This is a genomic window from Gordonia soli NBRC 108243, from assembly GCF_000334455.1.
Taxonomy (GTDB): Bacteria; Actinomycetota; Actinomycetes; order Mycobacteriales; family Mycobacteriaceae; genus Gordonia; species Gordonia soli.
In genome coordinates this window covers 1-14,700 of the sequence record NZ_BANX01000043.1, presented here as the reverse complement: position 1 = coordinate 14,700, position 14,700 = coordinate 1, and the positions used below count along the sequence as shown (strand labels likewise).

Sequence of the window (14,700 nt, the reverse complement as noted above, 5' to 3'; positions counted from 1 at the left end):
CGACGCCCGGCCGCGACGCCGGGTGCACACGAACGACGAGCGGCGTGAGCGCTCGCCAACGCGACGGGAATGTAGTGACGCACGTGGTGACACCGTGCTCTCTGCTGTCCGCAGCGCAGGATGGGTTCGGCGTCATACCTGCGGTGCAGATCGGTGACGAGAGTGTCGACTTCGAGAGATTTGCCGAGTCGGTGGCGTGGTTGAGCGCCGATCTCCGCTCCTGTGGACTCGAGCCGGGGCAGCGGATCGGACTGGGCGTACGCACCGGGTGGTCGTTCGTGCTGACCCTGCACGCGTTGCTCGCGCTCGAGGTGGTCATCGCCCCGCTCGATCTGTGCGACGACGACGCGGTCGCCCGCGCGGGTGAACTCGACCTCGACTTCTTGCTCGCACACGACGACCACGACGACGTGCTCGAAGACGTGGTCGAGGAAGTCGCCGACGGCGCGGCCGTGCCCATCTATCGGATCGCCGACACCTTCTCGCTGGTGGATGTAGGACCAGGCGTCGAGGATGGGGCGTCCGGCGGAGGGCTGATCAACGATCTGCGCAGTGGTCGGGTCGAGGCGGTCGAGGAGATCATCGACGAGGCGGCTCGGCTCGGCCGTCGGCTCGGCCTGTGGCCGGGTACCCGTGTGGAACTGACCGGCCCGTTGAACGAGCGCCCCGCGGTCCTGATGGTCCTCGCATGTGCGCTGACCGGTGCCTGCGCATGCGTCGACGGCACCCGGGCGACGATCACCACGCGTATCCCCGACGAACTCGACCTGCCCAGACACCAACGCCTGCTGTCGGTCTCGTGACCCTGGGTGACGCGTCGGATCAGCCGACGGTCTGTTGCACCAGGTCGGCGAGGTCGTTCTCTCGGCGCCGACGCAGCGTCGCGACGGTGAGCTCCGACGCCGAATCGGGCGGGAGCCAGAGGGCGTCGGTCAGGATCGCGCGCAGCGCCTCGGGGGCCGGTCGTCGGCGACCGGGGGAGCGGCCGATCGACTCGACGATCCGGGCTGCCGGCGTGGTGGCGCGGGCCGAGGTGTCGCGCCGGACGCCGAATCCCTGAGGGCTGAAGTCCAGGAAGACCGGATCCCCTTCGGCGAGACCGAGGTCGGTGACGAACCGTTTGATCGTGCCCGACCGCGCCTGCACCGACACCCACATGAACGACTGTGGCCCATGGTCGGATGGGATGCGGACCGGTGAGCCGGGAGCGACGCCGATGATGCTCGCCAGCGCCGACGGGATGTTGAATGCCGAACCCTTGATGTGCGCCGCGGTGATCGTGGTCGCCCAGTGCGTCGACTCCCCGTCGCGATAGAGGCCGCGGGTCCGCGTCGGGGTCTTGCGCGGTGCGTAAGGCCGTTCTCTCCGTGACACCATCTCATCGCGCGTGATGAACTCGCCCGCACTCGCGTACGCCCGGATACTCGACTCGGTGACGTCGTAGTCGCCCCGGATCGTGGCGATCATGTCGGCGATGGGAACCGGGCCGTCCGCTGCCGCGAGGATGCGATCGATCTGGCGGTGGACGGGCACGTACCGCTGGAGGCCCCATCGGCGGAGGCCGTAGGTGTGGCGATCCGTCTTGACGATCCGTTCATCGGTGACGAGTGCATTGCGGACACTCGACGGCGCACGCGGGAACTCCAGTAGTGCACCGAGGATCTCGTCGAATGTACGCGGCTCGCCGGCGATCGCCAGGACGCCTGCGACCAGATCCCCGGTTGACGCGGACGAGGGTACTGCGTGGTCGGCCACGACAGCGTATCCGCTGCGCTGCAGCCATCGCCGCGCGGCGTCGGTGGTGAGGTTCAGGGAGTCGGCGACCACCGGAACCGGGGCCACACCTTCCGGGGTCGCGGCCTCGTCGACCGACGAACGGGTTTGTGTGGTCACCTCTTTCATCGACCCGCGCACGATCCAATCGTCGACCGCGTGCAATCCCACGGAGCCGGCGGCCACCAGGCGCCACGTCGGCACATCGAGCGACGCGACCGTCTTTCCCAGGTCCGGATCATCCGCGACGAGGTCGTCGGCGTCGACGACCGGGTGGGCATGTCCGTCGATGTCGGCACGGAGGGCGCGCAGATGGGGCGAACCGTCGATCAACTCGACGAGCCGACGGCGGATGCCGCGATCCATCTGGGTCACCCGCTCCCGGGACGTCCCGATCATCCCGGCCAGTTCGGTCTGGGTCCGTGGTCGCGAGGACAGGATTCGCTCGCGGAGCACGAGCCGGTCGCGATCGGTCAGTGCGGCAGCGAAGCTCTCGACATCGCCGTGATCGCCGGTGGTGGTTGCCGCCTCGGCAGTGCTCGCGGTCGCGGTGTGGGCCGCGACCCCGACCAGCGCTGCGGCGACCTCCACCGCAGCGGCGGTGCCGATGCGGGGACGCGCCAGCAGATCACCGACCGATCCGGCGATGAGGTCTTGCAGGATGTGGATGCCGTTACCCGACAGCCGTCTGCGGACCGACGCGCTCACCGGGAGTCCGTCCAGCGGCACCGCGGGGTCGATCCCCGGGAAGTCGTCGGCGAGCGGGCATCCGGGGCGATCGGCGACGTACCGCTCGGCGAGCAACGAACAGAAGTCGGCGATGTTCGTGTCGGTGAGGGTGTCGGCGGGCGATCGGTGGATCCACGAGTTGACGATGACCTCGTCGGGCGCGAGTATCGGCGGTCCGTCGCGATAGTCGCCCAGCCACGGGAGCACGTCGAGCCACGGACGCACGCCCAGTTCCCGGGCGGGATTCGAAGTCATCGTGACGGGCTGTCCTCAGGCGAACTCGGTTACGGAAGTCGAAAATCGCGTCCAGGATAGCCTATTTCCGCCATCGGCCCAGGGCTTGAGGACCTGGCTGTCGCATGTGAACGACCTGTCGATGGACAGGTCGTTGACAGTGGGTCGGACACCGTCGGTCCATGGCGTGGTCGGCGGGCAGAAGGTCGTGATGCCCTCGACCCCACGCCCGCGCTCCAGAGCGCACTACCGAACTGGGTCATCATGGAATAGGCTAATTTGATTCGCTCGTCTGTGGAGTTCGAGAGAGGAACCCGATGACCGAAACGGATCCGTCGCCGACGACCGCCTGGCGGGGAAGGCTCCCGGTGTGGTTCGAGGCGCCACCGGAACCACACGGACGCATCGCGATGAAGATCGACGAACACACGACACCGCGGCAGTTGGTGCTGCGGACGATGTTCGCCGATCCGCGTCGCACCGTGCCGGCCAGCTTCTTGGTCATCGGACACCAGGTGGGTGAGGCCTTGGTGCCGATCGTGATGGGCCTGGCGATCGACCGGGGTGTGGCCACGGGCGATGCGACGGCGACGATCGGCTGGATCGCAGTGCTCGGCCTCGTGTTCGGTATGTTGTCGTTCTGCTTCCGCTTCGGTTCGCGCATCGGCTTTCTCGGAATGCAGAGCATCCAGCACGAGCTCCGGACACGCGTCACCGAACGCATCCTGGCACCGCGCGGGATGAGTGGACTCGGGCACACACCCGGGATGGCGCTGAACATCGCCACCGCCGACGTGACGCGACTCGCCACCGGGGTCGCCGCGGCCATCTACCCGCTGGGCCAGATCGCGGCCGTGATCCTCTGCGGCGTCGTCCTGTTGTGGATCTCGTGGCCGCTGGGAGTGGTCGTACTGCTCGGGGCTCCCGCCATCCTGTGGGTGCTGGACCGTGCGGGTGGACCACTCCGAGCCCGCAGCGAGAACGAGCAACAACTCGCGGGTGAGGCGGCAGGCTCTGCTGCCGATCTCGTCGCCGGGTTCCGAGTCATCAAGGGAATCGGCGCAGAAGCCGAGGCCGCCCGTCGGTATCGCGATGCCAGTGGTCGGGCGCTGACCGCGGTGGTCGCGGCCCGCCGGTCCCAGGGGACGTACCTGGGTGCGATGGAAGCCATCACGGCACTGTTCGTCGTGTGCGTCGGTGTCGCGGCCGGCGTGCAGACGGTGCGCGGCGCTCTCACCGTCGGTGAGCTCATCACCGTGGTCGGCTTGACGCAGTTCATCATGGCGCCGATGAGCGCCCTCGCCACCAACTTCGGTCAGATCTGGGTGACCGCACTCGCCTCCTCCAAGCGGGTGCTGTCGATCTTGCAGGCACCGCCGGCCGTCCGGGCTCCGGCCGAGGTGCCCGCTCCCTTCGCCGCCGGACCTGTCGTCGTCGACGGTGTGCCCGTCGGCTCGGGCAGGGTCTCCATCGATCTGCCGGAATCCGGTGTGACGGTGTTGGTCACCGACGCGGAGACGCGTACCGACCTGGTGTCGATCCTCTCGCGATCGCACGAACCCGAGAACGGATCGTTGCGAGTCGGCGGCACCGACCTCTTCGATCTCGACGAGGCATCGGCGCTGCGGACGATCCGCGTCGCACCCCATGACGGCGCACTGTTCGAGGGGTCGGTGGAGGACAACGTCGCCGCGGCGATCCCCGATGATGCCGACGACCGCGAGGATCGCCTCACACGAGCGCTGTTCGCCTCGGTGTGCGAGGACGTCATCGACGTGTTGCCCGACGGTCTGGACACGTCGGTCGGTGAGGCGGGAAAGCTGTTGTCCGGCGGTCAACGTCAGCGGGTGGCACTTGCCCGCGCCCTTGCCGCCGAGACGTCGACCCTGGTGCTGGTCGATCCGACGAATGCGGTCGACTCGGTGACCGAGACCGTGATCGCCGAGCGGCTGGCGACGGCTCGTTCGGGCCGGTCGACGGTGGTCTTCACACACTCGCCGTCGTTGATGGCGGTGGCCGACACGATCGTGTCGATCTCGGTCGACGGAGAGGTGCGGACGCGCAACGGTGCGGCGGTGTCGCAGTACTCGTCCGTCGGCGCAGCCGCGGAGGTGGACCGATGACTCGCGGATCCGTGGCCCCTACAGAGAGATCCGGCTCTGCGCGGCTCCCCGTCGCCGACGGCCCGACGGTCGTCGCCCGACTGGGCACCCTCATGCGTGGTCGCCGACGTGATCTGGTCGTGGTGGCGATCGTGTTGGCGGTCGGGGCTGCGTTGGGTCTGGTCGCACCCTGGGGCTTCGGCCGCATCGTCGACCTACCGGCCCGGGAGGGCGGCGATGTCGGCGACGTTCTCGCGCTCGGGACCGTGATGTGCGTGGCAGCGATCGGCGGCGCCGCCCTCACCGGACTCGGGGTGGCGCTCTCGGCCAAGTTCTTCGAGACCTTGCTGGCGCGGATCCGCGAGGCGATGGTGACCGCATCCCTTCGACTCCCGCAGTCGCGGGTCGAAGAAGCCGGTGCGGGAGACCTCGTCTCCCGCGCGACCGACGACGTGAGTGTGGTCAGCGCGGCGATCGCCCGCGCGGTTCCGGCACTCTCGCGATCGGTGTTCGCCGTGGTGCTCACCGCGGTCGGGATGCTGGCGCTGGACTGGCGGTTCGGCGTGGTGATCCTGGTGGTGCTCCCGGTACACATCGCCGCGGTGCGGATGTACATGCGGACCGCGCCGCCGGTCTACACCGCGGAGCGGGCAGCCATGGCCGACCGTGCACACCATGTCCTGGGGGCCATCCGCGGCCTGCCTTCCGTCCGCGCCTTCGGCCTCGCCGACGTCCTCGGCCAACGCATCGCGCTCGGGTCGTGGGGCGTGGTGCGGTGGACCATGCGCGCCCGGATCGTGCAGAACCGGTTCTTCGGCAGGATCAACCTGGCCGAATTCCTCGGTATGGCAACGATCGTCGTGGTCGGCTTCCTCCTCGTGGGTGCCGACCTGACCACGGTCGGTGCGACGACGACCGCGATGTTGCTGTTCTTGCGTCTGTTCGACCCGATCGGTGCGCTGCTGATGGTGATCGACGACGTCCAGTCGGCGATCGCGTCACTGGGACGCATCGTCGGCGTGATCGATCTCGCCGACGGGGCCGAGACGGATACGGACGCACCGTCGACCGTCGACATCCCGACGGTAGATGCCCAGATCGCCGGACTGGGGGAACTGACGGTGTCTGGGCTGAGCTTCGGATACGACCGCGGTGGCCGGGTACTGCACGACATCTCGCTGCGTGTAGCGGCCGGTGAGCATGTAGCCGTCGTCGGGAGCTCCGGTGCGGGCAAGACGACCCTGGCGTCCCTGGTCGCCGGCATCCTCTCACCGGCCGCCGGCGATGTGCGGCTGGACGGCCGTCCGATCCCCGACACCCCCGACGGAGGCTCCGGCGAGCGACCTGCGCTCATCACCCAGGACGTACACGTCTTCGCCGGTCGGATCGCCGACGACCTGCGGATGGCCGCACCCGACGCCGACGATGCCCGGCTGCGCGAAGCCCTCAGGGCTGTCGGGGCGTCGGAATGGGTGAACACCCTGTCCGATGGTGTCGACACAGTCGTCGGCGCGGGCGGGATGGTGTTGACACCCATGCGTTCCCAGCAACTGGCGCTGGCCCGGTTGATCCTGCTCGATCCGTCGATGGTGGTGTTGGACGAGGCGACCGCGGACGCCGACAGTGCCGATGCCGACGTGCTCGAGGCGGCTGCAGATGCAGCGCTGGCGGGCCGCTCGGCGCTCATCGTCGCGCACCGACTCTCGCAAGCCGCTCGGGCCGACCGGGTCCTGGTGCTCGAGCGTGGGGCCATCGTCGAGCAAGGCACGCATGCCGAGCTCGTCGCCGCCGGTGGGCGGTACGCCCGACTCTGGCAGGCGTGGACGCGTCACCGTGGTGGTGACGAGCCGGGGGTCACGGCTGTTCCAGGAACGCCACGATCGAGTTGATCAGGCCGGTGCGTGCATCGTCGAGGTTGCCGTAGGTGCCCAATGTGCGTTCCGAGGTGATGCCGCGCATCGCGGCCGGCAACAGCGCGGCGATCTGCCGGATTCGCCCCGGATCGATCCCGAGGTCGGCGAACTCGCGCTCGCACGCGTGATCCCAGTTCGGCTTCCAGGATGCGAGTTCGGCTGCGGTGAGCGGGAAGTCGCGTTCCAGCTCGGCGGTGTCGCGGGGGAGGGCGGCTCGCAGCGTCTCGATCGCCAAGGCCTCCGGGGTGCGCAGCCCGAGATACATCGCATCCACCAGCCCGGTGACCCGCTCGCGGATGCTGCCGCGTGGGGTCGCCGTGGCGGGGAGATCGCCACGCCGATCGGCGGTGTGGCGTAAGACCGCCGCCCAGAGCCCGTCGATGTCGCCGAACTGGTATTTCACCACGCCCCAGGTCGCGCCGATGTCGCGTGCGATCCGATTCCCCGACACCGACGCCGGGTCACCGGACGCCAGCGAGGTGATGGCCGCGGTGATCATGCTCTCGCGCGTCGCGAGCCCTCGGCGATTGGCGCGCCGGGTGGGCGTGGTGGTCACCTGCTCGCTCATGGCGTCAGTGTAGATCGCCGGTCGGACCGCAGGTCGAGAAGTTTCACAGTGGGCTCTTGCAATCTTTCACAGAGCCTTCTACCGTCATGACACATCAGCCCCGGCATCCGTCTCGAGGAGTCCCACATGGCGCGTACGCCGCTGTCGATGGAACCCACCGGTTGGTTCCAGGTCGCGTGGTCGGCCGAGATCGCGATCGGCGACGTCCATCGGATGACCTACTTCGGACGTGAGATGGTGGCGTGGCGTTCGACGGCAGGTGTGCTCAGCGTCTTCGACGCGTACTGCGAACACCTCGGAGCCCATCTGGGTTACGGGGGCCGCGTGGATGGCGAGAATCTCGTCTGTCCTTTCCACGGCTGGGAGTGGAACCAGGAGGGACGTAACGTCTGCATCCCCTACGAGAAACGCCCGAACCGAGGGCGTCGGATCGGCACCTACCCGACCGTCGAGCGCAATGAGGCGGTGTGGATCTGGTTCGACGTCGACGGCAAACCGCCACACTTCGAGGTGCCGGACGTGTTCGCGGACTTCGGTGACGACAAGACCGCAGCGGACTACTACCCGCCCGTGCCGGGGGCGACCCTGTTCCGGCGTGGCCTGGAGATCCATCCGCAGTACATCATGGAGAACGGCGTCGACTTCGCCCACTTCAAGTTCGTCCACAAGACCCCGTTCATGCCGGAGTTCACGCGGCACGACTTCGCCGGCCCGGTGTCGTATGTCGACTTCACGATCGCCTTCGACGAGGGCGCGACCCTCGAAGATGCCACCAGCGGAGTCGAATCCATCAACGCCGGACTCGGCTGCTCGATCACCAAGAGCTGGGGCATGGTCGACAACCGGACCATGCCGGCCGTGACGCCGGTCGACGAACACACCTCCGACGTCCGCTTCACGGTCTGGATCGGACGGAAGCCCGGCGAGCACGACGCCGAGCTCACCCGCTACGGGAAGACCATGGCAGACCTGGTGATCGAGCAGTTCGCGGCCGACATCGCCATCTGGGAGCACCAGCGCTATTCCGACCCACCGGCGCTGTCACAGAAGGAATTCGAGGGTTTCACCGCCCTGCGGAACTGGGCGCGGCAGTTCTATCCGGACGGCGGCCCGGCCGGGCCGGATCCCGCGCGGCAACCCGAGAGCGGTGCCATCCTGCCCGCTTCGCCGCGGTGACACGAAAGGCTCGATCATGACGAGATCTGCACCCATCCGCGTCTTCCAGGTGGCCACCGGCAACCTCGGCACCGAGATGATCGGTCGCATCCAGGCGCACCCCGACCTGGAACTGGTCGGGCTGCACTGCTATTCGCCCGACAAGATCGGCCGGGATGCCGGGGAGATCGTCGGTGTCGACCCGGTCGGTGTGATCGCGACCGCGACCGTCGACGAGATCCTGGCGGCACATCCGGACGTGCTGACGTTTCACGGGGTGTTCCCCGACGAGGCGTTGTACGAGAAGGTTCTCGAGGCGGGAATCGACGTCGTGACGACGGCCGACTGGATCACCGGACACCATCGGGACGCCAATCATCCGCACCCGTCGGGACGTCGGGTCAGCGAGGTGATCGCCGACGCATGTGCGCGCGGCGGCTCGACCTTCTACGGTACGGGGATGAACCCTGGTCTGAACCAGATCCTCGGCATCGTGTCCTCGGCCGATGTCGCGGAGATCGAGAACATCACCGTCATCGAGTCGGTGGATGTCTCGTGTCACCATTCGGTCGACACCTGGGAGGCAGTCGGATACGGACGACCGGTTGACGATCCGGGCATCCCCGACTCACTGCACAAGTACACGGCCGTCTTCGCCGACTCCGTTCACCTGATGGCGGACGCCTTCGGTCTGGAACTCGACGAGGTCGTCTTCACCTACGAGCTCGGCGCGTGTACCAAGGACATCGACCTCGGCTGGTACCAGCTGCCCAAAGGATCACTCGGCGGCAACTACATCAAGTACCAAGGAGTGGTCGACGGCGTGCCGAGGATCGAGTCACATCTGGAATGGCAGATGACGCCGCACACCGATCCGGCGTGGGACATCAAGGGCTGCTACATCACCCAGGTCACCGGGGACCCGAACATCTACAACAAGCACATGATCTTCCCGCGTAAGGGATTCGATCTCTCCGATCCCGCCAACTTCGCATCCATCGGGATGACCGTCACGGGTCTGCCCGCCCTCAACGCGATCCGCTCCGTGGTCGATGCGCCGCCCGGCATCATCACCAGCGCGGATCTGCCGCTGCGAGCCTTCGCCGGTCGCTTCGCGGTGTGACTAGCGCGTCACCCACGCGCGGGCGATGTCCAGACGCTCCCAGCCGCCACCGGGGCCGGTGAGATCGAGCGGGTGTCCGGACGGAAGCGCGGTGCGGGCGAGAATGTTCCGCAACGCCGCGGTCGACAGGCCCGGATGTGCAGCGCGGATCAGGTTCTCGGCACCGGCCGGGATCTGAGGTGCTCGATCGGTGGCGCCGGTGGTCGGGAAGGCGTAGGTGGCCCGCTCTCGGTAGGACGTTAGTGCGGCCGCGGTCGGCGACCAGGGCTGCTGGCAGGCGACGATCCTCGCGATCGGCCCACCGGCGCGGGCGGCGAGCACCGTGCGGAGCTCGGTCCGTGCCTCGCCGAAAAGTCCCTGGAATCGGCTGTCACCCAGCAGTTCCGAGGAGACCGCCTGCGCAAAGATACGACCGCCGACCACGTCCAGCGGGTAGTGCACGCCGAGAACGACGCGATGGAAACCGTACTCGGCGCCGCGGGCCAGGACCTGCGGGCCGATCTCGGGAAGCAGCGCGGCGATCAGAAAGGCCTGGGTGTATCCCCACGTGGTGTGGCCCGACGGGTAGGAGCCGCTTCCGCGTACCTCTTCGTACAGGTCGGGGCGCGAGTCGGAGTAGCGATGGATCAGTTGCGGTGCGACCTCGAACGGCCGCGGATTGGCGAAGTGCTTCTTCTCCTTCGAGGTGCCCACCCGCTTGCCGATGATCGCGTCGTCGCCGAAGAGCAGGGCCGAGGTCTTGGGCAGCTGGCCTGCCCGCAGCGCGGCGGAGAAGGCCGGCGCGAGTCGGGAACCCAGACCATCGAAGATGGCCGGGCCTTCGATGCCGTAGTTGTCGTCGACCGCCTTGCGGGCATCTGCTGTCGAAGCGGTCTGATTGATGCCCACGGTCTCGGCCAGATTGAGCTGTTTCACGACTGGTGATGCACTGCTGAACGCGCGCAGGATGCCGATGTGGTCGGCGGGCGCGGGTGTGCTGAACGGTGAGGTGGTCTCCGCGGTACCGAATCCCGACTGTGCCGGGACCGTTGTCGGTGCGAATGTGCACGCGGCAACCGTGGGTGGAGCCGTGGTGAGAGGCGCAGCAGCCACCGGCGACGAGCCGAGGAGGGTGCCTGCGAGCACCGCGCCGACAAGCGCCATCGCTGCCGCGCTCCGAAGCGCGGAGTCGGCGAATCCCACTGTGCGCCCTCTCGCGGCGACCGATCCGTTGTGCGTGGTGCGCTGTGGTGCTGACCGTCCGAACACGACCCCTCCTACCCGGGCGACACGGCGCCGCCAGACCGGAACTCAGCACACGCGAACTGCCGGCGTGATCGGCGAACTCGAGGGGTCGGGAAGGTGAACACTGGCCGACGGTTGTGTCGGGAAACGACATTCGGCCCAAACCGGTCGGGCCGGAGGGTCAGCGTTCCGGCGCTGCTGCTCGGGTGTCGAGGGTGTCGACGAGGATGGCCCATCCGGCGTCGAGGTCGGCGTCGTCGGGAAAGCGTCCGGCGAGTTCGAGGCTCACCAGTCCATGCGCCCATGCCCACCCGGTGCGAGCGAGGTCGATGTCACCAATCGTCGCGACATAGTCGGCCATCGCAGCGGCCTCCACGCCGTCGGGCAGTCGGTCGCGGGGGAGCGGCCGATCGTTCATCAGTCGATACAGATGGGGCGCGGCCGCCGCAGTGCGTCGGTAGGTCTCGACGAAGGCTTCGAGCCGTGCCCTGCGGTCGGGCCCGGCCTGTGCCACCGCTGCATGCATCTGGGTCGCGAAGTCGACGAGCCCGAGGTGGACCAGCGCGAGTTCGAGGTCGCTCTCGTCGGCGAAGTGCTTGTACAGACTGGGGGGGGTTCGGATTCCGTCCCGGCGGGCGACCTCGCCGAGACTCAGTCCTTCGACACCGACAGCACCAGCACCGCGAGTGCCACCGTGCAGAGTTCGGCTCTCCGGTTCCCGGGTGGACGTCCCGGGCCGCGAGTGGCGGCAGTATTAGCGGGAATGTGCGAGGAGAGGGCGATCAGGCCTCGGTGGCCGGCCGCCGCGTCGTGGCCGCGACGAATTCCAGCAGGATGCGGGCGAGTTCCTCGGGCTGATCCTCGGGGATCAGCGTTCCCGAGTCGGCGACCTCGACGAGTCGTCCCTGCGGCAGGATCTCGGCCAGTCGGCGACCGTGCTCGCGCGGCATCATCACGTCGTCGAGAGCCCAGACCACGAGTGCTGGACGGTCGAAGGTCCGCAGCGACTCGCTGTACGCGAGCAGCACCGCCCTGTTGGGCGTGCCGAGAGCGAACGACTTCAAGTCACGCCGGATGGCGGAGTCCTGTCGTGCCGGGGTGAACCACTCATCGAGAACGTCGTCGGGAATGCGACTGTTGCACACCGCGCCCCAGGCCTGTCGGCTGTGGCGGAAGAACCGGGTTCGGAGCAGTTGCATCAGCAGCCACGGGCCGCCCGGCGTGCGAAGCAGTAGTTGCGCGGGTGTGGTCTGCGGCGGTGGGAAGTTGTCGAAGGCCTCGCAGGCGATCATGACCATCGCCCCGAGGCGTTCGGTGCGATCGATCGCGACGATCACCTGCGCTCCGCCCCAGTCGTTCATCACGAGTGTCACGTCGTGGAGGTCGAGCGCTTCGAGCAGATCCGCGATGATCGCCGCCTGGCCCTTGTGGGTGAGGTCGGTCCCGGGCTTCATCGGTGTGCGGTGGGCGCCCATCGGGAGGGTCGGCAGGATGCAGCGGACGCCGCCCAACAGCGGCACCACCTTGCGCCATTGGAGGTGATTCATCGGGAACCCGTGGGTGAACACGAGAACCGGTCCGTCGCCTCCGGTGTCGACGTACTCGATGGGTCCGGCGGGTAGGTCGATCGTGGGCATCGCGTTCCTCCTCGGAAACTCGGCGAGGGATCGTCCGGCGGGCAATCGCTCATTTGAGTGATCGTTCAAATCAGGTCTACCATGGCATCCGACGCGATGGAAGAGGTCGCCGAATGGCAGAGGAGCGGTGATGGTCGGTTCGAACAGTCGGGGCGCCGAGACACGTACCCGGATCATGGCGACGGCCGAAACCCTGTTCCGGAGACAGGGTTACGCCGGGACCGGCCTGGCGCAGATCGCGGGGGAGTCGGACGTCCGGGTGGGGTCGATCTATCATTTCTTCGCCGACAAGCGGGCGCTGGCCGAGGAGTCGGTGCGGGTCGGAGGCGCCGCGTACGGCGCAATGGTGCTCACCCTGCTGGAGCATGGCGCCGAGGATCCGGTGGAATCACTGGGTGCCGCATTCGTTGCTGCCGCGGAAGATCTCGCGTCCACCGATTACGCGGACGCCTGTCCGATCGCGACACTGGCACTGGAGGTCGCCAGCACCGACGAGGTGTTACGGGGCGCCACTGCAGACGTCTTCATCGCCTGGATCGACGGCTTGTCGGTGTGGTGTCGCCGGATCGTCGACGATCCCGAACTCGCTCGGGAGCTTGCGATCGCCGTCCTGACCTCGCTGGAAGGGGCGTTCATTCTCGCGCGGGCGTTGCGTGATCCGGAGCCGTTGCTCGCGGCCGGGCGATCGTTGGTGGCGAGGGCGGAGGCGCTCAGGAGATAGCGTGGGTGCTGGACAGGATCGCGACGACCACGCCGGCGATCACCAGCACGGTTACGACCACCGCGAGTGTGATCGCCAGACGTCGACGCTTCCGGACCGCGGCGTTGACCCCCACGAGGATGCTGATCAGGATCGCAGCCGAATAGAGCGCGATGCCCAGCGTCATGAGTGCCGCCGACGAGTTCATGTGGTCAGTAGACCACGGGCGCGGGGCGCGCCCCGCAGCCGTGCGATCATGGCGGCATGACCCGTCCGGCCGCGCTGTCCGCGGGCACGGTTGTGGTCTTGTCGGCGCTCTATTTCGCGCAGGGCCTCCCGTTCGGGTTCTTCACCCAGGCCTTGCCCGTCGTGCTACGGGAGTCGGGCTTCTCGCTCGTCACGATCAGCGCATCGGGCGTGCTCTTCTTGCCGTGGGCGCTGAAGTTCCTGTGGGCGCCGTACGTCGACCGGTACGGCACCCGACGACGCTGGCTGCTGAGTGCCCAACTCGCCACTGCGGCGGTGGCGCTCGTGCTGGCGACACTCGACCTGTCCGGCACCCTGCGGTGGCTCTTCATCGGCATCGCGGTGATCAACCTCTTCGCCGCGACCCAGGACGTCGCCACCGACGGACTCGCGGTCACCATGTTGGGGCCTCGACAACGTGGACTGGGCAACGGGATTCAGGTCGGCGCGTATCGCGTCGGGATGATCGTCGGTGGCGGGGCGCTGCTGTGGCTGTTCTCGATCGCGGGATGGCGGCTGTTGTTCGTCGCGATGGCCGTTCTCGTGCTGCTGACCACCGTGCCGGTCTGGTGGCTACGAGAGCCTGATCCCGGTCCGCGGCGGCCGCGGCGCGGTGCGGTCCGGATGCTGACCACGTGGTGGAGTCGCCTGCGCCGCCCCGGGGTGCTCCTGTTCATCCTGTTGATCGGCGGATTCAAATTCGGTGATTCGATGGGCTCGGCGCTCGTCGGTCCGTACATGTCGGACGCCGGGCTGACGCTCGGGCAGATCGCGTTGATCAAAGGTGCGCTGTCATCGGCGGGAGCGTTGGTCGGTGCGGCGCTGGGCGGGTGGATGGCGTTCCGGTACGGGCGACGTCGTGCCCTGCTGATCGGAGGGATCACGCAGACAACCGGTCTCGCGCTCTACCTCCTGTCGGCGATGGGTGTCGGTGGCTTCCCGCTCATCGTCACCGCGAGCCTCGCGGAGCACGTGCTCGGGGGTGCGGCCACCGTCGTCGTGTTCGCGTTGATGATGGATGCGTCCGAGAAGGAGTTCGCGGGAAGCGATTACACGTTGATGGCGTGCGCGATCGTCGTGGTGCAGGGCGCCGCGGGGATGGTGGGTGGCGTGATCGGCGACTTCCTCGGCTGGCCGGCAGTGTTCGGCACGAGCCTGGTGTTGTCGGGCATCGGCTGCGCGGTGCTGATCATCGCGCTCGATCGCGGCGTCGGGCCGGTCGGGTTGCGCGAGGTGTTGGCGTCGCCTGCGGCGGTTTCTGCTCGGGCGTGAGAACGGGTCCTTCGCGGTCAGTGT

13 protein-coding genes are annotated in these 14,700 nt (G+C 67.9%); 7 read left to right on the top strand and 6 right to left on the bottom strand.

Annotation, left to right across the window (positions count from 1 at the left end):
- Nucleotides 1–143 precede the first annotated feature (143 nt).
- Nucleotides 144–803 (top strand): hypothetical protein, encoded by a 660-nt coding sequence (locus GS4_RS23515; protein ID WP_169331500.1) that lies wholly within the window; start codon nucleotides 144–146, stop codon nucleotides 801–803.
- A 19-nt stretch (nucleotides 804–822) separates the two neighbouring features.
- Here the strand turns inward: GS4_RS23515 and GS4_RS23510 are convergent, their stop codons facing one another.
- Nucleotides 823–2,757: a sigma-70 family RNA polymerase sigma factor gene (locus GS4_RS23510; RefSeq protein ID WP_007625318.1), complete on the bottom strand. Its 1,935-nt coding sequence runs from the start codon at nucleotides 2,755–2,757 to the stop codon at nucleotides 823–825.
- 296 nt (nucleotides 2,758–3,053) lie between these two features.
- On the opposite strand from GS4_RS23510, the gene GS4_RS23505 reads away from it, so the two are divergent.
- The gene (locus GS4_RS23505; protein WP_007625316.1) at nucleotides 3,054–4,859 is read left to right on the top strand and encodes an ABC transporter transmembrane domain-containing protein; all 1,806 of its coding nucleotides are present in this window, start codon (nucleotides 3,054–3,056) and stop codon (nucleotides 4,857–4,859) included.
- Nucleotides 4,856–6,727: an ABC transporter ATP-binding protein gene (locus tag GS4_RS23500; RefSeq protein ID WP_007625314.1), complete on the top strand. Its 1,872-nt coding sequence runs from the start codon at nucleotides 4,856–4,858 to the stop codon at nucleotides 6,725–6,727. The genes GS4_RS23505 and GS4_RS23500 overlap by 4 nt, the downstream gene beginning before the upstream one ends.
- On the opposite strand, the gene GS4_RS23495 is transcribed toward GS4_RS23500, so the two are convergent.
- Complete coding sequence (locus GS4_RS23495) at nucleotides 6,693–7,319, bottom strand: TetR/AcrR family transcriptional regulator (RefSeq protein WP_007625313.1); 627 nt, start codon at nucleotides 7,317–7,319, stop codon at nucleotides 6,693–6,695. The two genes, GS4_RS23500 and GS4_RS23495, sit on opposite strands and share 35 nt — an antisense overlap.
- A gap of 126 nt (nucleotides 7,320–7,445) precedes the next feature.
- Here GS4_RS23495 and GS4_RS23490 point away from each other — a divergent pair, with 126 nt between their 5' ends.
- Together GS4_RS23490 and GS4_RS23485 are read left to right on the top strand one after the other, a co-directional pair.
- A complete protein-coding gene (locus tag GS4_RS23490; protein ID WP_007625310.1) occupies nucleotides 7,446–8,495 on the top strand; it encodes a Rieske 2Fe-2S domain-containing protein in 1,050 nt (349 codons plus the stop codon).
- Between the two features lie 16 nt (nucleotides 8,496–8,511).
- Nucleotides 8,512–9,597, top strand: coding sequence for an NAD(P)H-dependent amine dehydrogenase family protein (locus GS4_RS23485; protein ID WP_007625308.1), 1,086 nt, complete (start codon nucleotides 8,512–8,514; stop codon nucleotides 9,595–9,597).
- Here GS4_RS23485 and GS4_RS23480 read toward each other — a convergent pair whose 3' ends face one another.
- The 3 genes from GS4_RS23480 to GS4_RS23470 all read right to left on the bottom strand — a co-directional run bounded on the left by GS4_RS23480 (nucleotide 9,598) and on the right by GS4_RS23470 (nucleotide 12,458).
- The gene (locus GS4_RS23480; RefSeq protein ID WP_007625307.1) at nucleotides 9,598–10,845 is read right to left on the bottom strand and encodes an acid phosphatase; all 1,248 of its coding nucleotides are present in this window, start codon (nucleotides 10,843–10,845) and stop codon (nucleotides 9,598–9,600) included.
- Between the two features lie 157 nt (nucleotides 10,846–11,002).
- A complete protein-coding gene (locus tag GS4_RS23475) occupies nucleotides 11,003–11,335 on the bottom strand; it encodes a TetR-like C-terminal domain-containing protein (protein WP_157226745.1) in 333 nt (110 codons plus the stop codon).
- A 268-nt stretch (nucleotides 11,336–11,603) separates the two neighbouring features.
- Nucleotides 11,604–12,458 carry an alpha/beta fold hydrolase gene (locus GS4_RS23470; RefSeq protein ID WP_007625303.1) on the bottom strand — a complete coding sequence of 285 codons (855 nt, stop codon included), beginning with the start codon at nucleotides 12,456–12,458 and terminating at the stop codon, nucleotides 11,604–11,606.
- A gap of 130 nt (nucleotides 12,459–12,588) precedes the next feature.
- Between GS4_RS23470 and GS4_RS23465 the strand changes: the two genes are divergently transcribed.
- A complete protein-coding gene (locus GS4_RS23465; RefSeq protein ID WP_007625301.1) occupies nucleotides 12,589–13,179 on the top strand; it encodes a TetR/AcrR family transcriptional regulator in 591 nt (196 codons plus the stop codon).
- Here GS4_RS23465 and GS4_RS23460 read toward each other — a convergent pair.
- Nucleotides 13,169–13,366, bottom strand: a complete 198-nt coding sequence (locus tag GS4_RS23460) for a hypothetical protein (protein ID WP_007625299.1) — start codon at nucleotides 13,364–13,366, stop codon at nucleotides 13,169–13,171. The genes GS4_RS23465 and GS4_RS23460 overlap by 11 nt on opposite strands.
- Nucleotides 13,367–13,422: 56 nt before the next feature.
- Here GS4_RS23460 and GS4_RS23455 point away from each other — a divergent pair, with 56 nt between their 5' ends.
- The gene (locus GS4_RS23455) at nucleotides 13,423–14,676 is read left to right on the top strand and encodes an MFS transporter (protein ID WP_007625297.1); all 1,254 of its coding nucleotides are present in this window, start codon (nucleotides 13,423–13,425) and stop codon (nucleotides 14,674–14,676) included.
- Nucleotides 14,677–14,700 lie beyond the last annotated feature (24 nt).